The organism is Shouchella rhizosphaerae, assembly GCF_900142675.1.
GTDB lineage: Bacteria > Bacillota > Bacilli > Bacillales > Bacillaceae_D > Shouchella > Shouchella rhizosphaerae.
In genome coordinates, this window is sequence record NZ_FRBS01000005.1 from 84,665 (window position 1) to 108,381 (window position 23,717).

The following is a 23,717-nucleotide window of genomic DNA, read 5'->3' on the forward strand; positions in this document are numbered from 1 at the left end:
AAATCTAGTATCTATTAACATTGTTTATAAAACTAGTAGTTTTTTGATTTTCCCAATAAAAAAGTTAACATTTCTCTCAAACTGGCATTTTCTATGAATGTTACAAAAGGAGCGATCTATTGATGAAGCAATCGTACGTTTGCCGCAGTTGCCATACCACTTACCCTGTTTCGCGTGATCTTTGGAAGTGCCTTTGTGGCGGTCTGCTCGACCTTGACAAACAAATGCCATTGCTCGAACCTACGGCTTGGGAATCTGGTCCTCCTACACTATGGCGCTTTTTGGACGCATTGCCGTTTGAAAAAGACGCGAAAAGTTGGCAAAACGTGACTTTAGGCGAAGGCAATACGCCGCTTCTACCTGTTTCTGCTGATAAGCCGAATGTCTATGTAAAAGTCGACTATTTAATGCCGACGCTCTCTTTTAAAGACCGTGGCGCTGCTGTCCTAATCGCAAAAGCGCTAGAACTTGGTGCCACATCTGTCATTGCCGATAGCAGCGGCAATGCAGGGACTGCCGTTTCGGCCTATGCAGCAAGAGCTGGCATTGCTTGCGAAGTGTTTTGCAGCAATACGGTTTCCCCGAAAAAACAAGCACAAATGGCAGCATACAATGCCAAGGTCCACACCATTGCCGGTACACGTGAAGATGTCGCACGTGCCGCACAGCAAAAAGCCGCCAACTTAGAAGAAGGCGGTTTTTATGCAAGCCATGTGTATAATCCCTACTTTTATGAAGGCACGAAAACGTATGCGTACGAAATTTATGAACAGCTTGGCGACGCACCAGACACAGTGATTATCCCTGTTGGCAATGGCACCCTTTTACTCGGTGCTTATTACGGCTTTTCTGAGCTTTTAGCGAACCGTCTCATTGGCAAATGCCCGAAAATCGTGGCCGTGCAAGCTCAACAATGCGCCCCTCTTGCTCATGCGTTTGCCACAGGAGAACCATCTATTACGCCTATAGTAGGCCAAACGACGATTGCTGAAGGGATTGCGATCGCTGCACCACCTCGTGCAACGCAAATATTAGAGGCAGTCCGCAATACGGGCGGCACCTTCATAACTGTTAGCGAAGCACAAATAGCGAAAGCACGCTCGGCACTTGCCAAGCAAGGTTTTGATGTGGAACCTACTAGCGCCGCTACCTACGCCGCCCTTCACGTTTACCGACACTGTGAAACAGAAACGATCGTCATCCCTTTATGTGGTTCTGGGACAAAGGCAAGTGACCACATAGCAAAATAATACCGCCCTTCCAAAGCAAACGTTTGAAATGCGTTTTTGTTTTCCACCTCCTTTATGCACATCTGTTTGGATCTGCCAAATTGCGCACCTAGTAAAGCCTTAAGAAAAGTAAGAAATAACCGCACTTTTTACCAAATGAGGGCGACAATGACTATTCTGTCACTGGCATGCTCTTTGAAAAATTTTTTCATTCCCCATTGATTTTCTCTTTTTCTTCGATTATATTTGAAAGTAAGTACTTACATTCAATAACGAGGTGCTGTTATGTCTTTTGCAAAACCAGCAATCTTCTCCTTATCTTTGTGTTTGCTAGTTGGCTGTTCGCAAACCGAAGAAGCAGCTTACACTGGTTCGATTGAAGCGAAAAAACAAACGATTTACAGCCCTTTACAAGGGGAAATCCAAAACATTCATGTTGCTGAAAGGGAAGCCGTTGCAAAAGATGAGCTGCTCGTGTCTTTAGACGAGCGTTTATTGGAGCTACAAACGGCAGAAGCGGAAGCATCGGTACGATTAGCCGACGCTGAAATTGAGCAGGCAGAAAATGAGGCCGCTTCTAATGTGCAATTAGACGCTCTTAACAGCCAACGCGATCAAGCACAAGCCCGTCTAGAGCAGGCCCAATACCACCAATCAAAAGCAAGCATTCATTCACCAAAAGACGGCGCCATTTTGGAATGGCTAATCGATGAGGGCGATTTTGTTCAAACTGGTACACCACTTGTAACGATTTTGACAGACGCTCCTTTGGAAACGACGATTTATGTGCCGCAAAGCCAACTTTCCGAGTTTTCTGAGGGGATGGCCGTTCAAATAAGCGCTGTCGCTTTGCCTGGAGAAACATTCGAAGGAACTGTCAGCTTTATTGAAAAGGAAGCGATATACAGTTCGCAAACGATCGAGACAAACGAAGACAAAGCCAGTCAAGTTTTCCCTGTGCACATTACAATTGAAAGCAACGACGAGCAATTAAGAGCCGGGATGGATGTCGAGATTTGGATTGATTCATTATAAGGCGGTCAGGAGCGATTTGAACACATGACAGAGGATGCTATTCGTTGTAACGCGTTGTCAAAAAAGTTCGGTTCTAAGATGGCTGTCAAGCCCCTTGACCTTTCCGTGAAAAAAAACACGATTTACGGCTTTCTTGGTTCCAATGGAGCCGGAAAATCGACTGTCATTCGCATGTTGTGTGGCGTTCTCCCGCCCTCATCTGGGAGCGGAACTGTGCTTGGTTATAGCCTTGCAGAACAGCCAGAGCAAATTAAGCAGCGAATCGGCTATATGTCGCAAAAATTCAGCTTGTACTTGGAGTTAACGGTACTTGAAAATTTGCAGTTTTATGGAGCGATTTATGGACTAAAGAAGAAAGAGCTCGCTGCGCGTATCCAAACGCTTTTGCGATTAACAAAGTTAGAGGACCGCATTTCCCAACGGGCCGGAGCGTTGTCAGGTGGCTGGAAACAGCGGCTTGCATTATGCTGTGCCATGCTTCATGAACCGGAGTTGCTCATACTTGATGAGCCAACTGCAGGCGTAGACCCTGTCTCGCGCAAAATATTTTGGGAGATCATCCATCAATTGAAAAAAGATGACGTCACCGTCCTCGTCACGACCCATTACATGGACGAAGCCTTAACTTGTGACAACATCGGGTTTATGTATGCCGGAAACTTGCTTGTTAACGGCGGGCCAAAAGAGATTATGGACGAATACAGTGTCAAAAACTTAGATGATTTGTTTGTTAAGCTAGTAGAACAACAAGAGCAAGAACATGCTTCCCATCTAAAAAAGGGTGATTCATTTGAATAACCGAGAAAAGCGTTTTCGTTTCGTACGACTACAAGCAATCGTTCGCAAGGAATTTATTCAAATAAAAAAAGATCCTGCCAGCCTTGCCATTGCTCTTGTTCTCCCTGTTCTGCTGCTCGTCTTGCTTGGCTATGCGATGAATGACGATGTCGAATCAGTTCACTTGTCTATTCTAGACCAGTCACAAACGGCAGAAAGCAGAGAACTAATTAACCGTTTAACAAGCCAAGGCGACTTTACCATTATGAGTTATGAACACAACGTCAGTGTGCTGGAACACCTCCTGGATAAGGGCGACATTCATGCAGGTCTTATTATTCCAGCGAATTATTCAAAAGAACTTACAACAAATACAGCGAATGTACAATTTTTAATTGACGGGTCCGATCCGACTTATGCGCAAGAGGCATTGTTTCGAAGTGAGTCGCTTTTGCTAAACTATGCCCATACGGTTCAGGCGGAACAATTGATCCGAAGTGGGACAGAAGTCCCCAATAGCCCGTTAAAGCATGAAACACAGGTGTTTTATAACCCTTCCATGGACAGCATGGAGTTTAATATTCCGGCTTTAATTGGCCTCATCATGCAAGAAGTTACATTAATTTTGACTGCATTTGCTCTTGTCCGCGAAAAGGAACAAGGCACGATTGAACAGTTGATCGTTACGCCAATCCGTCCAGCAGAGTTAATTATTGGCAAACTAGTGCCTTATACGATCATTGGGACATTGTCTTTTGCTTTTGTTCTTTTAGCAGGCGTGTTTTGGTTTGATGTAGCGATTGCCGGCGACCCTTTCTTACTGGTATTATTAAGTTTGCTATTTCTTGTTGCGACTTTAGCGATGGGTATTTTCATTTCCACCATCGCCAAAAACCAACTCCAAGCCATGTATATGTCCTTTGCCGTTATTCTTCCAAGCGTTATTCTCTCCGGTTTTGTTTTTCCGAGAGAATCGATGCCAATGCTGATTCAACTATTAGGAGGCTTGATCCCTTTAACGTATTTTTTGGAGATTTTAAGGGGCATTTTCTTAAAAGCAAACTCCCTACAGCTTCTATGGCCGCAAAGTTTTGTATTGCTCGGATTTACCGTTCTGCTTTCCATCGCAACAATTGCAAAATTTAAAAAGCATCTCCAGTAAATAGGTGATCAAAATGAACAACGACGACAATAGTCCATCATTAACAGAAGCATTTCAGCTTTTCTTAGATTCGCTAAATGAATCGAAGAAAAAAACAGCAAAACAAGAACAAATTATCCAAGCAGCTGCCAAGCTATTCGCAGAAAAAGGGTATGAGGCTAGTTCAACTGCCGATATCGCTAAACAGGCTGGCGTTGCCGAAGTAACATTGTTCCGTAACTTCAAGTCAAAGTCAAATCTGTTGTACCATATTTTAGCACCTGTTTTTATTGAACTTGGTTCAAAAAAATATGTGGAAACGATTCAAGAGATTTTCCGTGCACCTGAGCCAAATAATGCGAAAGAAACGTTGACAATGGCTTTTCAAGACAGGCTGGAACAGCTTGCTCAAAACCAATCGATTATAAAAGTCCTCTTTCGAGAAGCTTATTCACAGGACGAAATTAAGAAAGCAATTGTAACGAACATCACTAGTCCTGCGATGGAATCGACAAAATCATTTATTAAGCAAAAACAAGAACAAGGTGAGTTTAAGGACATGGATGAGTCTGTTATTGCCAATTTATTTTTTTATATCATCTTCGGCTATATCTTTTACCACCAAGTTCTTGGCGAAGGGCTTCAACCTGATCACGGGGATGAACCTGAAAAAATGATCGACATTATTTTGGAAGGAATTTCCACTAAGAAATAATTCCGTACGATTGTTTTTAGCATGGCTAGGAAGCGACATTCTGTTCGTTTCCTGGCCATTCGAAAAGATGAAGTCTATTTATAGCAAAATCTAGCAAATCTGTTTTCATCAAAGTCGTATACTTTAGAAGGGCCCTTGTTGTCTGTTTCACTATTGTACAAAATTTTGATGAAAGGTTTTGTTCCAAAAATCGGCTTTTTCCAAAGCCAACTGGTCTTGTTTAATAGCACCTGGTCGATTTCCCTTGCCAATGATATAATCACTAAACTCCATCCCGGTATATTCAAAAATAGCATGAAACTGTTGGATTAATGGCAAAGCAGCTATGCGCGGATGAGGATTTTCGCCCACAACAATTACATACGCTTTCTTTCCCCTTATCCGCTCATGGAAGCCCAATCTCTGGTCTTGCATATACTGACTCCAACGGTCAAAAAACCCTTTCATTTGTCCTGACATGCCGAACCAATATAAAGGCGTCACAAACAGAACAATGTCTTGATTAAGAAAGTCATCAAGAACTTCTTTATAGCCATCGTTCACAGCAGTAAATCCATTTGGTGCATGGCGTTCATCAATAATAGGATCAAAACCGCATTTCAGCAAATGAATTCTCCGGTGATTGATTCCCCTTAATGCGATATCGGCAAGTTGTTCTGTATTCCCTTCTATACGGGCACTTCCAAACAAGGCCATTACTTTCATGCTCTCCAACTCCTCTTTGCTAATGTGTACTGAAAAGTTTATAATACAGTCGTGATTCTGTAAAATTAAACTTTCGAATTAAAACGATCATTAATATTGATAGGAGTCTACTACATGGAGCTGCGTCACTTGAACACGTTTAAAACAATTGTAGATACCGGTGGATTTAAAAAAGCCGCCGATTCCCTTGGTTATGCCCAATCATCTGTTACGAACCACATTAAGGAATTAGAGAATGAACTTGGGTACTTGCTTTTCGACCGTTTAGGCAAACAAGTGGTGTTGACACAAGCAGGTAAACGTTTTTTGCCATATGCCCTTGAAATTATTGATCTTTATGCCAAGTCTAAAGAAGCCGTCCTTAACACAGTTGATCTAGCAGGAGAATTGACCATTGGCGTAAGTGAATCATTGCTGTTATATTGGCTTCCGACCTTTATTACGAACTTTACAAAAACCTACCCTAAAGTTGAATTAACGCTTAAATTGATTGATTACCAACATCTCACAACTCAACTAAAAAAAGGCGAAATCGAAGCAGCTATTCTTGTCGAATCAAATCAGTGGCAACCTAAAGCACTTTCTTTCGAGAAAATTAGTAGTGACACATTAATACTTGTCGAAACAGCTGACCATGCGTTCCGTAACATCCCTGAAACCATGCTCGTTACGGAATATGCTTGCAGTTGGCGCCCGATCATTGAGCAGTATTTATCTGAGGAAGCGCAATTTGGCATGAAAAAGATCGAATTTCCAAGCATCGAGGCAATCAAAAAATGTGTCGAATGCGGATTAGGCCAATCTTTTTTGCCTCAATTCGCCGTTCGCGATGCCCTAGCAGAAGGCACTTTAAAAGAAGTGCCGACAAAGGCGCCCATAGAACCCATCGGCATTTACGCTGCTTATCACAAAAATAAATGGGTTTCGCGGAAGTTAGAGACATTTATTAGCGCATTGCGGGAGCAAAAAGATTGGTTTCATAGTTAACAATCAGCTCTGATTTAATTGTTTGACTGCTACTAACACAAAACTGGCACCGGGAATTCCCGATGCCAGTTAGCGATTGTTTAGCTGTTGTTCTTTTGGTCATTGACTTCGTCTTTTAATTCTTCGCGTAAGCCGTCGATGCTTTGCTCACGGCGTTCATTTTTTTGTTCAATCTCCTGTTTTTCTTCCTCACTTAGCTCCTCTGAATGAGCTTTGGCATAATCTCTAGCCTCATCCATGTTTTGTAGCGTGTTGCCAATTATATTTTCAATTCTTTCTGGATTATTGGAGCGGTCATCTCTTTTGGCCATTCCATTCCCTCCTTGCCTGTTTTGCCGTTAGTTTCCATCGTTATTAAAAAATTATGCAGCATTCCGGGTTTTTCGTGAAAATCAACAGCTTCTGATTCATAAGCTCTTTTTTTATAAAAATAATTGACTTTTTAGGAGGAATGATGAACCTTATGTAGAATATTGGCTATACAAGGAAAACCATCGACGAACATCAATCACCTACACTCGCTACAATGGTGCCTCCATTGTTGGACTACTTCGAACGACGCAGCTAGCTATCCTCATTAAAGTAATACCAACCTAATGTAGATGAAACACCTTATCGTTTTTTGTAAAGCACATTATGCTTATTTATGATGCCATTAAAAGGAGGTGGTTTATGCCAGGAACATGCGCTATAATACTCAAAATGGAGGCGAATGAAGTGACTGAACAAATCCTCAAGATACTGACAAAGCTAGATAACCAACAAGAAAAGCTGCTTGATGAATTTGATAATTTTAAGCAAAATCAACTCGCTTTTAATGGCGAAATGCGCGATTTTCGAAAGGAGCAGCTTGCTTTCAATGACGAAATGCGCCATTTCCAAAAGGAGCAGCTTGCTTTCAATGATGAAATGCGCCATTTCCAAAAGGAGCAGCTTGCTTTCAATGATGAAATGCGCCATTTCCAAAAGGAACAACTTGCTTTCAATAATGAAATGCGTCATTTCCAAAAGGAGCAGCTTGCTTTCAACGAGAATCAGCGCAAGTTTAACAACCAACAAACCAAATTCAACCAAACATTCGAGGCTTTTCAACAGAACACAGAGAACAGGCTTGAACGAATGGAGAAAAGATTGAATGGGGTCGGCTATCTACTTGAACATAGCACTGCCGAACGGTTAGAAGACAAAAAGCGGGCAGATACCGTTCATGATTTTCTTATGTCAAAAATGGTCTCACTAGAGCAAGAAGTGTTCTCCTTAAAGAAAAATTATCTTTAATTCCGGCTAGCTGTCTCTCATCTTCACTTTTTTTCGCTTTTCCAATTGTTTTCGGACTTTTCCCGTTTCATCTCTGCATCTTGGATTGCTGCTTTGATCCAACGACTCCTCTTTTTTGCGAATGCTCCTACTATAAGCCCCATCATCCTTTAACATCTATTTTTCCTCCCTTTTCACAATAACTAAAGCAGCAATCCAAACAGATGCAGCCCATTTCACCCTCTTTCTGTTCCCTAATCCGGAATCCCTTCCCTTTTAAGCTAAACGTGTATTTCAATGAAAAATAGGGTATCTTTATAGGTAGAGCTTTGAAAGGGGATTGTTTCGATGATACATAAAATCACAATTGAATTAGCGTTGGAAGCATTGGAAGATCGAGGGGTTACGATTGAAGAAATTATGGATCTTGTTTATGAATTGCAAAGCACATATGTTCCAGACTTGACGAAGGAAATGTGCCGGCCTCATGTAATGAAAGTGCTGGCTAAGCGAGAAGTGCAAAATGCGTTATTAACAGGAATCGAGCTTGACCGCCTCGCCGAACAAGGCAAGCTTAGCTCCCCTCTTCAAGAAATAGTGCAATCAGATGAAGGCCTTTATGGCATTGATGAAATTGTTGCCCTTTCGATCGTTAACATTTATGGCTCAATTGGGCTGACGAATTTTGGCTATGTCGATAAAATCAAACCTGGCATTCTCGGTAAGTTAAACAAACATAAAGGCGGAAAATGCCATACATTCCTTGATGATATTGTCGGCGCGATCGCTGCTGCTGCTTCCAGCCGGCTCGCCCATTCCCGAGAAGGGGCAGGCGTAAGAGATTGATTCGCAACAACTAAAAGCGCGACTGCCTACTACCAAAAGAAAGAGTGTGTCGCCAAGCTTCGACACACTCTCTCTTTTACTAATTGCATCAATAGAAGAAAAACGGCGGAAAGAAATATGGAAAAAAGCCAAGACCGGTAAATCCACCGAAAGGAAAAAAGCGTGGGCGATAGCGGCGATACCGCCAACCAAATTGGCGGGATTCTTCTTGATGGACATCTTCACCAACTAAAACAGTAATGCCGTCTTCTCTCACTTCAGTTAAAATTCCGTCTACCGATTGGCCGTTTGCCATCTTTACCTCGACATGATGGTCTTTCATTTGGCGGCACTTCTCTTTCATCGCCCCCTGCTGTGAAAACTGATTGGCTTCTGCCTGTGCGAATGGCTGTGTGTTATTGCCATATTCCTGTGATGCAAATGGTTGTGTGTTACTGCCATATTCTTGTGATGCAAATGGCTGTGTGTTACTGCCATATTCAAGAGTATGTTGCATGTTTTGGTTCATCGCGAATTGTTGAACAGGCTGATGCCAGTTCATTTGTTGAGCCATATTTCCCATCTGATTTGCCGCCCCGTAACTATTTCTGTAGACCGTATCCGCCTCGAGTGGTTGGCTCGGTTGGGCATTTTGGTCTATCCCGTATGGGTGTTGAATGTCTTCATTTGTAGGCTTCATTGCCTTCACTCCTTTCATTCAAAACCAGTGTATGCGCCTAGTGCTTGGCACGTACGGATTCATTTTCTTTCTTTGCAAAAAAATCCCTCCTTACATAATAAGGAGGGAGGAATCGCTTTTAAGCAAACGCTGGGACAACAGTATTTTCGCTTCCTACCAATCTGATTTTAGCTTTTGCCATTTCGATAGCTGCCTCTTTCGCTTTTTGCAAATAGGCGCGTGGGTCAAGGCTATTTGGATGGGAGGCGAAATGTTCACGGATCGCCGCAGAGTAAGCATTTTTTAATTCGGTGGATACGTTGACTTTCGCCATTCCTAATGAAACACAGCGGCGAATATCTTCATCAGGGACAGCGGAACCGCCGTGGAGCACAAGCGGGACGTCAACTAGTTCAGCAATACGGGCAATCCGTTTAAAATCAATATTTGGTTTGCCTTTGTAGATGCCGTGGGCGGTTCCGATTGCAGGTGCAAGCGTTGGTACGCCTGTCAACTCAACAAACCGTTTGCATTCCTCGGGTACCGCCTTTTTGGCATCCTCTTCAGCAACGACAATATCCTCTTCCACACCGCCCACTTTGCCGAGTTCTGCTTCCACATTTACCTCTAACGATTGGGCAAGAGCCATGACTTCATTTGTACGGGCCACATTCTCTTCAAACGGGTACATAGAAGCATCAATCATCACCGAGGAATAGCCTGCCCGGATTGCTTCTTTAATCACTTGGTAATCGGTACAATGGTCTAAATGTAGGCCTGTTGGCACTTGAAAATGCTCAGATGCGACTCGGGCAACTTCCACAATGTTTTTAGCGCCAAGCGCTTTTACAGTGCCGACCGTTGTTTGCAAAATAACCGGTGATCTCAAATCTGCCGCAGCTTCCAGCACCCAAAAAATGCTGTCGAAAGAGTGGACGTTAAATGCCACCACCCCATGTTTATTTGCTTTTGCTCTTTTTAGCATTGGTGTAGTCGATACAATTCCCAAATTACTCATCTCCTTGGATGGCATTTTTAATTAAATGTGCAAGTTGCTCACTGGATTGCGCAGTAAGGAACGCTTGGCGCGACTCATCATCCATTAAGGCCCGAGACAGAGCCGCTAACGCCTGCAAATGCGTTGTTCCTGCTTCTTCATGTGGCACGAGCAATGAAATAAAAAAGAATGCTGGCTTCCCATCAAATGATTCCCACTCAATTCCTGTTTCCGTGCGGACGATTATAATTGCTGGTCTTGTGATCGAGTCAGACTGTGTATGTGGAATCGCAAAACCATCTTGGAAGCCCGTTGTACTTAAGGACTCCCGCTCTTTTAATCCAGCAACAACACTAGCGTTGTCTACAGCAATGCCATTTTCCACAGCCAAATCTGCAATCGCCTGAAAAACGCCTTCCTGTGTTGATGCGCTTGAGTGCAATTGAATTTGCTTTTCTGTAATCATGTCTGTCTCTCCTTTTACCCTTCGATTGGTTTGCCATTCGCTATTTTTTTACGGTAGAGCCCGAACAAGACCCCGCCAATAACCGATCCTGTTAAAATTGCTATCACCCACTTCACCGCTCCAGTCACAACCGGCAGTACAAGAAAGCCTCCATGGGGTGCTGGCACTTGCACGCCAAACATATACGTCATGATTGCTGCAATCGCTGAACCAATCATCAATATCGGCAAGACGACAATCGGGTTTTTGGCAGCAAACGGAATTGCCCCTTCTGTAATATGGGTGGATCCTAAAATAAAGTTCACCATTCCTGAGTTTCGCTCTTCTTTATTGAAGTACTTTCCGAAGAACAAGACCGCAAATGCGGTGATAAGCGGTGGCGCTATACACGCTGCGGACACGCCAGCCATGAAGTACAAATTTCCTTCAGATAGCAACAATGTCCCTGTTACGTATGCGGCTTTGTTAACAGGCCCGCCCATGTCAAATGCGCACATGGCGCCTACAATTAAGCCGAGCAGCAGCGGACTTGATGATTGAACGGAAGCTAAAAACGCCATCATTGCTTCGTTTAGAGCGGCGACTGGCGACATCAATGGATACATGACCGCGCCAATTAGAAAGATGCCAAGTACCGGAAAAAGGAAGATTGTTTTAAGCCCGTCTAATGACCGAGGTAATTTTTTGAATAGGTATTGCAACAGCACAATTAAATAGCCAGCCGCAAAACCAGCAATGATGCCGCCAAGAAAACCAGCCCCCGATTCAACCGCGAGCAAACCGCCGATAAAACCGGCAACCATGCCAGAACGTTTGCCGATCGCTTCGGCAATAAATGCCGCTAAAATGGGTACCATCACACTAAAACTCAAGCCGCCAACCTTATTTAGAAATGCGGCAAAGGCATTGTACGATTCATGGTTCGGATCAGCAGAATAAATGCCAAACAAAAAGGAAATTGCGATCAACACGCCGCCGCCTACTACAAATGGCAGCATGTGGGAAACACCATTCATCAGTGACTTATACAGTGAACGACCAATGTTCTTTTTGCCAGTTGGCTGATTGTCTTCGCCAGTCGCTTCTTCTGGCAGCACTCCGCCTTTGGCTCGATAGACCGGCGCGCTTTTATCGATAATTTGTTGGATTAGTTCTTCGGCGCCTCGCAATGCCTTCGCTACTGGGACATCCACGAGCCGCTTGCCATGAAAGCGTTCCGTATTGACATCTTTGTCGGCAGCGACAATGACACCGTCTGCCGCTTCAATTTCTTCTTTTGTTAACGCATTTTCGATTCCCGCTTGGCCATGCGTTTCAACTTTGATCTCTACATCCATGTGTTTCGCTGCTTTTTTCAGCGCTTCCGCTGCCATAAAAGTATGAGCAATGCCTGTAGGACAGCCCGTTGCAGCGACAATCTTTACTTTTGCCATGTGAATCCCCTCCGTGTAATTTGTACTTGATCGAGAAGCATTGGAACATCTTTTAAATCGCTTAACCCCTTAGAAAAGGCAGTAGAAGCCCCTGTTGCTGTTGCTTTCGCTAGTGCGTCTTCCACAGGTGTGCCTTGCTGGATATGGCCAATGAACGTGGCCAACAAAGCATCGCCAGCACAAGCCGTGTTCAGTACTTTGCCTTTAGGAGACGTCGCAAACAAGCAAGTGTCCTTATTCAAATAAATGCTGCCGTCTTTTCCGCGAGAAATGAGTACTTGTTGCGCTCCACGTTTGATCAGTTCATACCCATAGTAGACAAGCTCCTTCTCACTCAATCGATGTTTCACTTGAAAGAAACCTGCTAACTCTTCTTCATTCGGCTTCAATAAATAAGGTTGAGAGGCCAACACGCCATCTAAAGAAGAAATGCTCGTATCAAGGACATAATGGACGCCATTCATTTTACAAATGGCGCCAATCTCGGCGAGAATGGCTTCTGACACGCCTACAGGCAAACTTCCTGAAACAATTAACGTACTGCCTGCTTCCAATTGGCCAATTTTTTCTATTAGCAAGCGTTGCTTTTCTTTACTAATGGACGGCCCTTGATTGACGATTTTGTATTCCTTGTCTGCATTCATAAACACGTTAATCCGTGTAATGCCATCGACGTGCACAAAGTCAGTCTTAATGTTTAGCTTCTGTAAAGAGTCCTGAATAAATTCCCCTGTAAAACCAGCTATAAAGCCTGTGGCGACGCTTTCAATCCCATAGCGTTTTAGCATAATCGACACATTGACGCCTTTGCCGTTTGGCTGGTAGTCTTCATCCATCGTGCGGTTGACTTTGTCGGGCATAAGCTTTTCCAACTGTACATATAAGTCGATTGCTGTGTTCATCGTGCATGTATAAATCATTTTGCCCTCACCAACTTCGTTTAATGTCTCAGAAATGCGATCCTTGATGTCTTTATTATCCCATTGGCGTACATGAAAATGTTTTCGCATCTTGAAAAACAATATTTGGTAAAAGCGCCTTCAGCGTTGATTTCATAAGAAAAAAACCGCCCTCTAGTTCAATGGGGCGGCTTTACAGATTCTTTTGTACGGATGACATAGGCGTCTAGGAGCACTCTCGCGATCACATTTAAGGAAAGGCGTGAGCGAACTTCATAATCTGGGATTAACGAGTGTTCACTTTTGTATCCGATCAACGTCATATCAGACAACTTATTCAGTGTCGAGTTCACTTTGGTCGTTAACGTAATGGTCGTCACTTGGCGGATGCTCAAGTTTTGGCAAGCTTCCACAAGTTCTTTCGTCTCTCCATTTAATGAAACAAAAATCGCCAAGTCCGTATCGTGATGCATTTTTTGCGATTTGATGCGGATAATATTCGGATCATCATGCATCTCACACGTCTTGTCAAGAACTTGCAACTTAACGGCCATCTCTTTGGCAATCATTTGCGAAAAGCCACGGGCAAAGATGTAAATTTTGTTGGCGTCATGCATTTTTTGCACCGCGTCCTCAATTTGGCCAATGCTTTGCAGTTGAATGGTACGGCGCACTTCCTCTTCGTTTTTTTGCAGCGCTTGCTTTATTTCGTTGCCAATATCGCTCAAACTTCCTTCTTTGTCTATCATTTGCTTATCCTGTTCAAGCTTGTATTTAAACGACGTATAGCCTTTAAAACCAATTTTTTTCATCAGCCGGACAACAGTGGCAGTAGAGACTGCCGCCCGTTCGCTTAATGTAACAATCGACATCGTTGCAATTTCATCCAGATGGTCATGAATGTAAGTTAACAAATAACGCTCTGTGTCACTAAGTCGTTCAAATGTATTATAAGGAATGTTAAATAACGGTTTGCTCATATGCACCACTCTTATCCATATTATTCGCGCTAGGCTTACCAAGCTTTGTGTTTATCGTCCTCTTTTTTTATGTCACTCTTTATTATTTCCAAGTGTACGCGTAGTAGCCGCGTTTCGCTAAATAGCTGAGGCGAGTCCAATACTGTAAGGCAAATGCTTGTCCCCTTTGGCTGTACCTTTCTCTCACTCCACTAATAGAAGCCGTCCTCTTTGAAGACGGCTCCTTGCAGCCTAACGGCTGTTGTCCCGCTTCACCATTAGCACATCGCATGGCGCATGGCGCATCGCTGCCTCTGCCACACTACCAATCATAAGGCGGGTGACTGTATTTGTTCCAGTTGCGCCGCAAACGAGCAAATCCGCTTGAAGCGATTCCGGTAGATCAGTGGAAAGTTTGGCACGGGGATTCCCATGCACGTATTCCGTTTTTACAGTTGAAACTCCAGACTCCTTTGCCTGTTGTTTATATGATGTCAACATGCGCTCAGCTTCTAGTCGATGGTTATCTTCATAGGATAACGGAGCGGCAGCCATCGCTCCCCCTGTATAAATGCCAATCGGCTCGACATGAACAATCGTCAGTGCTGCCTCATATTGTTTGGCCAACCATGCCGCTTCCGACAAAGCATCTTCCGCTTGGTCGGAGCCATCCACGCCGACAAGAATCGTCTTATAGTACGGAGAAGCTGTTTCATAGTCTTTGACCATCAAGTAGTCACATGGCGCATGACGAATGGACGCTTCAGCGACACTGCCGGTAAAAAACCGTTCCATTCGGTTCCGCCCTGTCGCTGACGTAATGAGTAGATCCGCTCCATGCTCCTTTGTCAATGTTTTTGCGACTTGAATGCGCGGATTCCCTGAGGCAAACGCGATTTCCGTTTTGATGCCTGCTGCCTCTGCTTGTTCTTTATAACGAGCAAGCATGGCGTCGGCCTTGCCTTTCCACTCATCCCACAACTCTCCTGCATAAAGCATATGCTCATTGGGAAAATTGCGAATGTCCAAAACATGGCCAATGATAAGTGTTGCCCTACATTCTCCGGCGATGGAAAGCGCTTTCGAAAAGGCGTGGTCAGACTGGTTCGATCCATCGACACCAACAAGAATTCGTTTATACATGCTTCCAACTCCCTCCTGATTAGAGACTTTAAAAGCATCCTTCTCTTTTATTATAACAGCTATGGCAACGCCTACCGCCTTCATGTTATGAACATTCTTAGAAAAACTCTAAGCAGCCACATTTGCTGCTACGTCACTACTATGCACTTTGCCGCCTCTTCCTTATGTTTTTTCGAATAGGCGTTTGCCGCGATTTCCTCCTGAAGATTTTTATAAGCAGCCGCTACCGCTTCGTAAAATTTTGCTTTTTCACAGCTGTCTTCAATAAAGGTAAGCACATGTTCGGCCTTTAAATAATTTCGCAAAGCTCCATTCGAATCCGCTTTGCTCTGTTTGATCCTTCCACTGATGAAATGGCTTAAAAAATAGGTAATGTTAGCAAGCTTAATGAATTCAGACGTGTTCCCATTGCCTTTTAACTGTTCAGAATGGAGGTGTGAATTGAGCAAGTAAAGAGAGATGACTGCGTCATCGACATTCCTTTCAGCGGCCAAAAGCCTCCTTGCTCTTGATTGCAAATTCGTCATTTGAGCAGGATTTCCTGTTCGAATGCAACCTAGCCATTCAAGGCACAGATCGACAAACGGTTCCTCTTTTTCTCCAACCATACAACTCACTTCCTTCATCATAGATTAAAACAATTGTACCAATTTTGACAAAACTACTGAATTTGTATTTTAAATACGACTATAAAAAAGCATCTGAGCGCTCTAAAAGGCTCAGATGCTACTAGTCATACCGACCTAAAATCACGACTTTGTTTGCTGCTGCCACGTCATCGTCTCATTTAGGATTACGCTGCCTGTTGCCATGAAAAAAGATCAAAAGAACGAATTAGACATCCATCTAATTAGTTTCATTAAAAAAAGCTGGCCGCTTCGCTGGCGACACAAGTGTATAACGTCCCTCTTTTCTTTCCATAAACCCCGTCTCTACCCATGCTCTGCGGATCGTGGCAAAGTCATCATGAAAAGACTGAATATGAGCGTTAATCTCCCGTTCTTCATAAACGATATTCTCCTCTAATCCTGTTAACATATGTTCTAAAAGAATGAGCTTTTTCTTGAATTTAGCCGGTATGGTCTTTAAGCGGCCATCCTTCCCTATAAAATGACGTATGATGTTTTCCTTCTCTAGTTGGCCGATTTTCATGTTCACATTCTCCTTTCTAATTTTATTATAATCTAATTAGATAAAAATCTAAATAGAAAATAAGAGTATCTCGTTTTTTATTATCAATGTTCGTCGTTTGCTTGTTTTTGACATCCTTTTTCGACTTCAAGAAAATTACACTCAATTAAATCCGAACATTTTATTGCATATCAATAGCAATTTATGTACAATAGTTTACATCATTTGTTTTTCGTTTAAAGGTGATGGGATGATAGGCGATACAAACGAAAATAAAAAAATATTGGCTCATCTATATAATGATGTTTCAAAAGAAATGTTCGGCGTTGGCACAACTTTATTAAAGGTTTCCATCTCCGGGGCACTTGTAACAATTCAAGCGAAGCATAAACGGGCAGCCCGTTCAACTGCGCTTGAAGGAGAAGTGCCTTCTTTAAAAATGGAAGTTGATTTTCATCTTTCCCTTCTCTATAAACGGAAACTTGCAGAACAATTAGCGACGCACTTCCACGACCCGATCGAGGTTGTGCTGCGTGATTATGATGCAAAAACGCAATGGGCTTTTACAAACATTCTTTTTTCCACTTCGTAAATGCAGACTGGACATGTCTGGTTGAGGATTTGCGATTCTTTTCAATACGGTTGCTTTTGCTTATGTTTACATAAGGAAGATGCACCTGTAGATGGCAAATGCTGCTACAGGTGTGTCTTCTTTTTTTCTTTATTAAAAATGTGTACTAGGAGGACTTTCTAAATGAAAAAACATCTTTCTTGCTTATTTGTAATCACGTCAAGCTTGGTCGCTGTTAGCGCATGCTCCGCTTCAGGGGACGGCAATGAAAAACCAACAGACCTTGTCATTTCCACTTGGGGATTTGCAGAGGATTTTTTTAAGGAAGAAGTTTACAAGCCATTTGAAGAAGAATACAACGTTAATATTGTTGTCGATATCGGCAACAACGCAGAACGTCTTAACAAAATTCGCCAAGGAACTGCTAATGTAGATGTCGTTTATTTATCTGATTATTACGCCCAGCAAGGCATCGAGGAAGGTTTATTTGCTGAAATCGATCGCAGCAACATCGAAAATATTGACAACCTTTATGATATAGCGAAAGCCCCTCTTGGCGAAGAATACGGACCAGCCTACACGATTGGCCAATTCGGGATTGCTTACAATCCTGAGCAAACGAAAGGCCCAATCGAAAGCTGGAGCGACTTATGGGATGACTCTCTTGCAGGCAATTTAACGATTCCTTCTATTACATCGACAACAGGGCCAATGTTTTTAGATGCAGCTTCCATCGTAGCAGGACAGGAAGAATTTAATGCCGATGCAGCATTTGCAGCCATTGCCGACCTGAAAGGAAATATTGTTAAAGAGTATGATAAATCATCCGACTTCGTCAACATGTTTACCCAAGGCGAGATTGCTGCTGGGCCATTTATGGAAATGTATTTTCATGATTTGCAAGCCGCTGTCCCTGAAGCTGAGTTCGTTACCCCGACAGAAGGTGGCTACGCAGTCATGAATACAGTCAATGTCGTTAAAGACAGTGACAACAAAGAATTAGCGGAAGCTTTTATCAATTGGCATTTGAGCAAAGAAGTCCAGGAAGCGTCAGCTAAAGCGAAAGTCGACTCCCCTGTGAACATCGATGTTGAGTTGTCTGAACAGGAAGCGGAAGGCGTCACTTATGGGGAAGAAACAATTGAGGCGCTAAACCTGCTTGACATGGAATACGTAAACAGCGAATCAGCCGAATGGATTGACCGCTGGAATAAAGAAATTGCCAACTAAGGAGGCATTGAAGTGGCCAGAAAAATCTTACTTGACGTTGATACAGGCGTAGATGATGCCCTCGCCATTATCCTTGCCTCCAAAAGCACGGACGCACAACTGCTTGCAATTACGACAGTGAACGGAAATGTTTCTTTAGAAAAAGCGACTGTTAACACGTTAAAAGTGTTGACACTTCTTCATAAAGAGGGCGACATTCCCGTTATCCAAGGGGCTCATGCGCCACTTCGGCGCCCGTGCTTTTTTGAACATAGCGTCCACGGCAATGACGGCCTTGGCGGTGCTTTGCCTCATTTTGAGCCAACGGCACAGCCTGCCGACGGTTATGCTCCTGATTATATAATCGAACAGGCAAACCGTTATCCAGGCGAACTCACGCTTGTCATGACAGGGCCGCTGACGAACTTGGCGTTAGCGCTTGAAAAATGCCCTGATTTGCCAAAACTCGTGGCGGGCGTCGTCTATATGGGTGGTGCCGCCTTTACACATGGCAATGTCACCCCTGTGGCTGAGTACAACATGTATGTCGATCCTGAAGCAGCGCGCAAGGTGATCCATGCCGGCTTCGCCCCCCTTGTGCAAGTCGGATTAGATGTTACCCGCAAAGCACTTCTCACTAGGGAAAACATTGGATCGCTCGTTGACTCGCCTATCAAGCAGTTTATCAAAACGTGCACCGCAGACTATATAAAACGGTATGAAGCGCGCAACACCGTGGCAGCTTGTGCCCTCCACGATCCTCTTGCCGTTGCTTATGCCTTAAAACCCGAATTGCTCCATTTGGAAGAGATGTTTGTGGAAGTAGAAACAAACAGCCAATTTTGCGATGGGCAGACGGTATGCGACAGGCAACAGCGCTTAGGAAAACCGGCAAACGTTAACGTTGCCACTGAGATCGACAGCGATGCATTTTTATCGTACTTTTTGCATTCAATTCAAAACTGAACATGGCCTTAGGCGTCTCGATGCCGGGCCATTCTTTTCTGTGAGGTGATTTGTTCGTGAACCGTTCAATGCGCATGCTTTTGCTCATTCCAGGGCTGCTGTTTTTAACTGTTTTTATGCTTATTCCACTCGTGCTCACGATCAGCTCGACATTCGTCGAAAACGGCAGCTTTTCCTTAGACGGTTATTTTCGTTTTTTAGGTGATGCCTACTTTTTAGAAATTTTATGGACAACTCTTTTCGTCGCTCTATTAACGACTTTTTGCTGCGTCATTCTTGCTTTTCCCGCCGCTTATTACATTTCTAAGTTAAAAGGCGGCAAAAAAGCAATCATGCTCATGCTCGCCATTTTCCCATTACTCGTCAGCCCAGTCGTTCGGTCTTTTAGCTGGATGATTATTCTCGGCCGCAATGGTTTGCTTAACGAGTTTCTTATGGCGACTGGTCTGATAAACGAGCCATTATCAATTTTATATACACCAGCCGCTGTCGCAATCGGCCTCATCCATTTATTTTTGCCACTCATGATCGTTACATTAGTTGGCGTAATGGAGAACATTGATGCTGATTTGTTTTTAGCTGCCGAAAGCCTTGGTGCCTCAAAAGCAAAAGCATTCTTAAAAGTGATGGTGCCACTCTGTGTACCTGGCCTTGTAATTGGCAGCACGCTCGTATTTGTTGGCAGTTTTACCGCCTACACGACGCCAGCGCTTCTAGGCGGCCAACAACGGGTTATTTCGACATTTTTATATCAAAATGCGATTACGTTAAATGATTGGCATGCTGCTGCGATGATTGCAACCATTATGATTGTCATCACATTTGTAGTGACTGGTCTTTTCCAAAAAATCGCAGCGATTTTAAATCCAAGGGGGTAAACAGATGAACCAATCAAAACATATCGGCCTTGGGTTTGTTTCCTTTCTCATTTTTTTGTTTTTGCTCGGGCCGCTCGTTATTATTTCGGTCGCTTCTTTTGAGCCTAGTACAGTGCTGCAGTTTCCGCCAAGTGGCTTTTCTGTTGAATGGTACGCAAATATTTTTGCTGTGTCTGCGTTCATGGACACGTTCAAGCTTTCGATGCTTGTTAGCTTGTTAGGCAATCTGTGTGCATTGTTGCTTGGAATCCCAGCTGCCTATGCAGTAAGCCGCTACGAGTTTCCAGGAAAAACGCTGTTGAATGTGTTGTTTGTATCGCCGATACTCATTCCTGGCACCGTGCTCGGTTTTACATTTTTACGCTATTTGATTGTCGCTTATCAGCTTCCACTTGAAGTCGCGCTATTTGTAGGGCATACGATTTTGATGCTGCCCTTTATTATCCGTGTAATTGCTTCTAGTATGGCCACGTTTGACTTCTCGATTGAAGAAGCAGCAATGAGCCTCGGAGCAAGCCGCCTCGGCGCGTTTTTCAAAGTCATTTTGCCTAATATTAAATCTGGCATTATCGCTGCAGTGCTCATCGCGTTTTTAGAGTCATTCAATAACGTTGATATTTCCGTCTTTCTAACCGGACCAGGGCTTTCGACGCTGCCTATCCAAATGCTGACGTACGTTGAACATTATTTTGACCCAACGGTTGCGGCTATTTCGGTGATGTTAATGGCGTTGACAGCTATATTGATGTTTGCAATTGAAAGGTTAGTCGGCTTGTCGTATTTTACGAAACGATAACGAAACGGATTCCCGTTTCCCCTATGCTTGATAGCAACTTTTGTAAAAGAATGGAGGTCTCTCATGGCTTTACTAACATTAGACCAAGTGACGGTCGCTTACCAAAAACAAGACATTTTAAAACAGTTTGATTTAAAGATCGAGAAAGGCGAGCTCCTTTCCTTACTAGGACCAAGTGGCTGTGGAAAGACGACGACATTGCGCCTCATTGCTGGTTTTCTCGAATCGAAATCTGGCCGCTTTTTATTTAACGACAAAGATTACACACGTGTCCCCGTTTCGAAACGGAACTTTGGCTTTGTTTTCCAAAACTATGCGCTTTTTCCCCATTTGTCTGTGTATAACAACATTGCCTTTGGCTTAAAAATGCGCAAACAAACGCAAAGCGAAATAAAAAAACGGATTGCCCATGTCCTCGATGTCGTTAATTTAACAGGGTTTGAAAATCGTTTTCCAAAAGAACTGTCTGGCGGGCAACGGCAGCGTGTCGCTATCGCCCGGGCATTAGTAATTGAACCTGACCTGTTGTTGTTTGATGAACCGTTAAGCAACTTGGACGCAAACTTGCGTGAAACAATGCGCGTGGAGATTCGCCGCATTCAACAAGAGCTCGGCATCACAGCTGTATACGTCTCTCATGACCAGGAGGAATGCTTTTCCATTTCCGACAATGTCGCGATTATGAATAAAGGGGTCATTGAACAGCTTGATGCCCCATCCCATATTTACAGCTATCCAAAAACGCGCTTTGTCGCTGAATTTATCGGCTTTAAAAACTTCTTGCCATTCTCAGACAGGGAAGACAAAGGGGCTTATTGGGCATTTGCCTCCGGAGCACAACGCTTTTCAGTCGCTAAACATGCCGGTTCCGACTTAGGGATGACAGGAGCAATCCGCCCTGACGACATTGAGCTTGTTCTCGATTTAAACCAAGGGGACGCTGCCAACCACATAGCTGGAAAAGTGCTTGTCTGCACCTTTCTCGGCCGAAGTTACCAATGTATCGTAGAAACGGCAGCCGGCACGTTTACCGTCCATACGGACATGGCGACGCCTCTTGACATTGGCACGCCTGTCGTCCTCCATTTTCCAAGCAATAAAATCATTATTACCCAATAATGCTTCCTGCGTTAGGCCCTATACGAAAGTGAAATACAACCATTGTCCATTGCGGAAGTTGGAGGACTTATTATGCATGTAGATACTTTAGTGAAAAACGTACGCGTCTATAACGCCTATATACAGCAATTTATCGCCAGTGACGTCGCGATTAACGAAGGCCGATTTGTGGCGATCGGTCACAGCGACGAACTTGAATCGATTCAAGCCAAGGCAACTATTGATGGCCAAGGCCGGCAAATGATTCCTGGCTTAATCGATATCCATTTGCATATCGAGAGCTCGATGGTCACACCAGAAACTTTTTCGTGGGCACTATTGCGAAATGGCGTGACAACGATCGTTGCAGAGCCTCATGAAATGGCCAATGTGTTTGGAATCGAAGGCATTAAAGCCATGATTGAGGCAAGCGCGTCCTGTACGGTTGATATGAAATATGCGATCCCTAGTTCTGTTCCCGCTACTAGCTTGGAAACGACTGGCGGCGCCATCGGAATCGCAGAAATGGATGAATTAATGGACACAGAGGACATCCAATGCTTAGGAGAAATCATGAACTATGTCGATGTCATTTCAAAGCCTGATTCAAAAACAAACCAAATCCTCAAGCATTTCCGGCGTTCCTATCCTGCTCTTCCTATCGAAGGGCATGTGCCTAAGCTGACAGGGCTCGACCTTCATCAAATTGTTGCTGCCGGAATTGGGTCTGACCATACACACCAAACAAGAGAAGGAATGGAAGCACGCATTAAAGCTGGCATGTTTTTAGAAATCCAAGAAAAATCGATGACCGACGACGTGCTTTCCTATTTGATTGAAAACGACACCCGAGAACATTTTTGCTTTGTTACTGATGATGTCATGGCTGATTCCCTTTATAAACGTGGCCACTTAAATGTTCTTGCAAACAAAGCGCTCGCAGCAGGAATGAAGTTTGAGGACGTCATTTATGCTTGTACAATGGCACCTGCCAAGCGGATGAAACTTGATGACCGGGGCGCGATTGCTCCTGGAAAAATCGCTGACTTCAGTCTTCTTGCAGAAGACGGCCAATTTGTTTTTTCCGCTGTTTATAAAGATGGAATGCTCGCCTTTGATGCAGCAAGCCCGTACAAACAAACGCCAAAGCCAAGGCAGTTTCCACCACATTTTTACGAAAGCGTCAAGCTTGCTCCTCTACAGGATGAGGATTTTCACGTGGTTGCCGACCGCCAAGACGGCATCCATGTTTGCCGGGTGATGAATGTCGCAGATGGCTCAACCTTTACAAAGGAAACTCAGGAAAAGGTGCCTGTTGCAAACGGCCTCCTTCAATGGCAAGACAGCGACTTTCGTCTTATTGCCACATTTGAACGCTACGGTAAAACGGGCGGGCGTGCCCACGGCCTGATCGCCGGAGACATTATACAGCGTGGAGCAGTGGCCACAACGTATTCTCACGACAACCATAACTTGCTCGTTATCGGCGCAAACGTCAGAGACATGGTTTGTGCAGCAAACGCAGTCATCCAAGCACAAGGAGGCTGTGCGGCAGTAGAGAACGGGGAAGTGAAAGCGATGCTTGAATTGCCAGTTGGCGGTATTCTTTCTGAAGCGCCCCTAACCGAGCTTGCGCCAAAAGTCGAATCGTTCGTTAAAGCGCTAACGGCATTAGGTTATAAGCATTACAATCCGATTATGTCACTGTCGACGTTATCTTTGCCAGTTAGCCCTGCCCTGAAAATTACTGATTTCGGGTTAATTGATGTTAATAACGGCAAAGTCGTTCCATTGTTTGTAAACGAGAAAAGCTAGGGGAAA

Annotated in this window: 27 protein-coding genes; 15 read left to right on the forward strand and 12 right to left on the reverse strand. The window is 43.9% G+C overall.

The window, feature by feature from the left end; genetic code table 11:
- Positions 1-122 precede the first annotated feature (122 nt).
- From BUC05_RS14585 to BUC05_RS14605, 5 genes are all read left to right on the forward strand, one after another.
- The gene (locus BUC05_RS14585) at positions 123-1,250 is read left to right on the forward strand and encodes a threonine synthase (protein WP_035202875.1); all 1,128 of its coding nucleotides are present in this window, start codon (positions 123-125) and stop codon (positions 1,248-1,250) included.
- Between the two features lie 264 nt (positions 1,251-1,514).
- A complete protein-coding gene (locus BUC05_RS14590; protein ID WP_035202877.1) occupies positions 1,515-2,264 on the forward strand; it encodes an efflux RND transporter periplasmic adaptor subunit in 750 nt (249 codons plus the stop codon).
- A gap of 24 nt (positions 2,265-2,288) precedes the next feature.
- Positions 2,289-3,062, forward strand: a complete 774-nt coding sequence (locus BUC05_RS14595) for an ABC transporter ATP-binding protein (protein WP_035202879.1) — start codon at positions 2,289-2,291, stop codon at positions 3,060-3,062.
- Complete coding sequence (locus BUC05_RS14600) at positions 3,046-4,203, forward strand: ABC transporter permease (RefSeq protein WP_082369203.1); 1,158 nt, start codon at positions 3,046-3,048, stop codon at positions 4,201-4,203. Before BUC05_RS14595 ends, BUC05_RS14600 begins: the two co-directional genes overlap by 17 nt.
- Before the next feature lie 13 nt (positions 4,204-4,216).
- Complete coding sequence (locus BUC05_RS14605) at positions 4,217-4,897, forward strand: TetR/AcrR family transcriptional regulator (RefSeq protein WP_073305193.1); 681 nt, start codon at positions 4,217-4,219, stop codon at positions 4,895-4,897.
- A 150-nt stretch (positions 4,898-5,047) separates the two neighbouring features.
- Here BUC05_RS14605 and BUC05_RS14610 read toward each other — a convergent pair whose 3' ends face one another.
- Entirely contained in the window at positions 5,048-5,602 is a 555-nt protein-coding gene (locus BUC05_RS14610; protein ID WP_073305195.1) for a flavodoxin family protein, read from the reverse strand.
- 114 nt (positions 5,603-5,716) lie between these two features.
- Between BUC05_RS14610 and BUC05_RS14615 the strand changes: the two genes are divergently transcribed.
- Positions 5,717-6,589: a LysR family transcriptional regulator gene (locus BUC05_RS14615; protein WP_011248031.1), complete on the forward strand. Its 873-nt coding sequence runs from the start codon at positions 5,717-5,719 to the stop codon at positions 6,587-6,589.
- Positions 6,590-6,669: 80 nt separating this feature from the next.
- On the opposite strand, the gene tlp is transcribed toward BUC05_RS14615, so the two are convergent.
- A complete protein-coding gene (tlp, locus tag BUC05_RS14620) occupies positions 6,670-6,900 on the reverse strand; it encodes a small acid-soluble spore protein Tlp (RefSeq protein WP_011248032.1) in 231 nt (76 codons plus the stop codon).
- A 361-nt stretch (positions 6,901-7,261) separates the two neighbouring features.
- Here tlp and BUC05_RS14625 point away from each other — a divergent pair, with 361 nt between their 5' ends.
- The gene (locus BUC05_RS14625) at positions 7,262-7,867 is read left to right on the forward strand and encodes a hypothetical protein (RefSeq protein WP_063608574.1); all 606 of its coding nucleotides are present in this window, start codon (positions 7,262-7,264) and stop codon (positions 7,865-7,867) included.
- Positions 7,868-7,873: 6 nt separating this feature from the next.
- On the opposite strand, the gene BUC05_RS21530 is transcribed toward BUC05_RS14625, so the two are convergent.
- Positions 7,874-8,023, reverse strand: coding sequence for a hypothetical protein (locus tag BUC05_RS21530; RefSeq protein WP_011248034.1), 150 nt, complete (start codon positions 8,021-8,023; stop codon positions 7,874-7,876).
- A gap of 171 nt (positions 8,024-8,194) precedes the next feature.
- Here BUC05_RS21530 and BUC05_RS14630 point away from each other — a divergent pair, with 171 nt between their 5' ends.
- Complete coding sequence (locus BUC05_RS14630; RefSeq protein WP_011248035.1) at positions 8,195-8,692, forward strand: phosphatidylglycerophosphatase A family protein; 498 nt, start codon at positions 8,195-8,197, stop codon at positions 8,690-8,692.
- 88 nt (positions 8,693-8,780) lie between these two features.
- Here BUC05_RS14630 and BUC05_RS21140 read toward each other — a convergent pair whose 3' ends face one another.
- From BUC05_RS21140 to BUC05_RS14675, 9 genes are all read right to left on the reverse strand, one after another.
- Positions 8,781-9,371, reverse strand: a complete 591-nt coding sequence (locus tag BUC05_RS21140; protein ID WP_084140068.1) for a hypothetical protein — start codon at positions 9,369-9,371, stop codon at positions 8,781-8,783.
- A 118-nt stretch (positions 9,372-9,489) separates the two neighbouring features.
- On the reverse strand, positions 9,490-10,359 hold the full coding sequence (locus BUC05_RS14640) for a class II fructose-bisphosphate aldolase (RefSeq protein ID WP_011248037.1): 870 nt from the start codon (positions 10,357-10,359) through the stop codon (positions 9,490-9,492).
- A gap of 1 nt (position 10,360) precedes the next feature.
- Positions 10,361-10,813 carry a PTS sugar transporter subunit IIA gene (locus BUC05_RS14645; protein WP_011248038.1) on the reverse strand — a complete coding sequence of 151 codons (453 nt, stop codon included), beginning with the start codon at positions 10,811-10,813 and terminating at the stop codon, positions 10,361-10,363.
- A 14-nt stretch (positions 10,814-10,827) separates the two neighbouring features.
- The gene (locus BUC05_RS14650) at positions 10,828-12,246 is read right to left on the reverse strand and encodes a PTS fructose transporter subunit IIC (RefSeq protein WP_011248039.1); all 1,419 of its coding nucleotides are present in this window, start codon (positions 12,244-12,246) and stop codon (positions 10,828-10,830) included.
- Positions 12,234-13,166 (reverse strand): 1-phosphofructokinase, encoded by a 933-nt coding sequence (gene pfkB / locus BUC05_RS14655; RefSeq protein WP_011248040.1) that lies wholly within the window; start codon positions 13,164-13,166, stop codon positions 12,234-12,236. Before pfkB ends, BUC05_RS14650 begins: the two co-directional genes overlap by 13 nt.
- A 158-nt stretch (positions 13,167-13,324) precedes the next feature.
- A complete protein-coding gene (locus tag BUC05_RS14660) occupies positions 13,325-14,125 on the reverse strand; it encodes a MurR/RpiR family transcriptional regulator (RefSeq protein WP_011248041.1) in 801 nt (266 codons plus the stop codon).
- A gap of 231 nt (positions 14,126-14,356) precedes the next feature.
- The gene (locus BUC05_RS21145) at positions 14,357-15,247 is read right to left on the reverse strand and encodes a universal stress protein (protein WP_011248042.1); all 891 of its coding nucleotides are present in this window, start codon (positions 15,245-15,247) and stop codon (positions 14,357-14,359) included.
- A 128-nt stretch (positions 15,248-15,375) separates the two neighbouring features.
- A complete protein-coding gene (locus BUC05_RS14670; RefSeq protein WP_011248043.1) occupies positions 15,376-15,855 on the reverse strand; it encodes a hypothetical protein in 480 nt (159 codons plus the stop codon).
- A gap of 238 nt (positions 15,856-16,093) precedes the next feature.
- On the reverse strand, positions 16,094-16,399 hold the full coding sequence (locus BUC05_RS14675) for a DUF2087 domain-containing protein (protein ID WP_011248044.1): 306 nt from the start codon (positions 16,397-16,399) through the stop codon (positions 16,094-16,096).
- A gap of 229 nt (positions 16,400-16,628) precedes the next feature.
- Between BUC05_RS14675 and BUC05_RS14680 the strand changes: the two genes are divergently transcribed.
- The 7 genes from BUC05_RS14680 (at position 16,629) to BUC05_RS14710 (ending at position 23,711) form a co-directional block, all read left to right on the forward strand.
- Positions 16,629-16,970 (forward strand): hypothetical protein, encoded by a 342-nt coding sequence (locus tag BUC05_RS14680; RefSeq protein WP_050749060.1) that lies wholly within the window; start codon positions 16,629-16,631, stop codon positions 16,968-16,970.
- Between the two features lie 162 nt (positions 16,971-17,132).
- Positions 17,133-18,179, forward strand: coding sequence for an ABC transporter substrate-binding protein (locus BUC05_RS14685; protein WP_035202896.1), 1,047 nt, complete (start codon positions 17,133-17,135; stop codon positions 18,177-18,179).
- A gap of 12 nt (positions 18,180-18,191) precedes the next feature.
- Entirely contained in the window at positions 18,192-19,124 is a 933-nt protein-coding gene (locus BUC05_RS14690) for a nucleoside hydrolase (RefSeq protein ID WP_011248047.1), read from the forward strand.
- 68 nt (positions 19,125-19,192) lie between these two features.
- Complete coding sequence (locus tag BUC05_RS14695; RefSeq protein ID WP_035203631.1) at positions 19,193-20,002, forward strand: ABC transporter permease; 810 nt, start codon at positions 19,193-19,195, stop codon at positions 20,000-20,002.
- A gap of 4 nt (positions 20,003-20,006) precedes the next feature.
- Entirely contained in the window at positions 20,007-20,798 is a 792-nt protein-coding gene (locus tag BUC05_RS14700; RefSeq protein ID WP_035202899.1) for an ABC transporter permease, read from the forward strand.
- Between the two features lie 63 nt (positions 20,799-20,861).
- A complete protein-coding gene (locus BUC05_RS14705) occupies positions 20,862-21,917 on the forward strand; it encodes an ABC transporter ATP-binding protein (protein ID WP_035202901.1) in 1,056 nt (351 codons plus the stop codon).
- Between the two features lie 72 nt (positions 21,918-21,989).
- Positions 21,990-23,711 carry an adenine deaminase C-terminal domain-containing protein gene (locus BUC05_RS14710; protein ID WP_035202903.1) on the forward strand — a complete coding sequence of 574 codons (1,722 nt, stop codon included), beginning with the start codon at positions 21,990-21,992 and terminating at the stop codon, positions 23,709-23,711.
- The last annotated feature ends 6 nt before the right edge of the window (positions 23,712-23,717 follow it).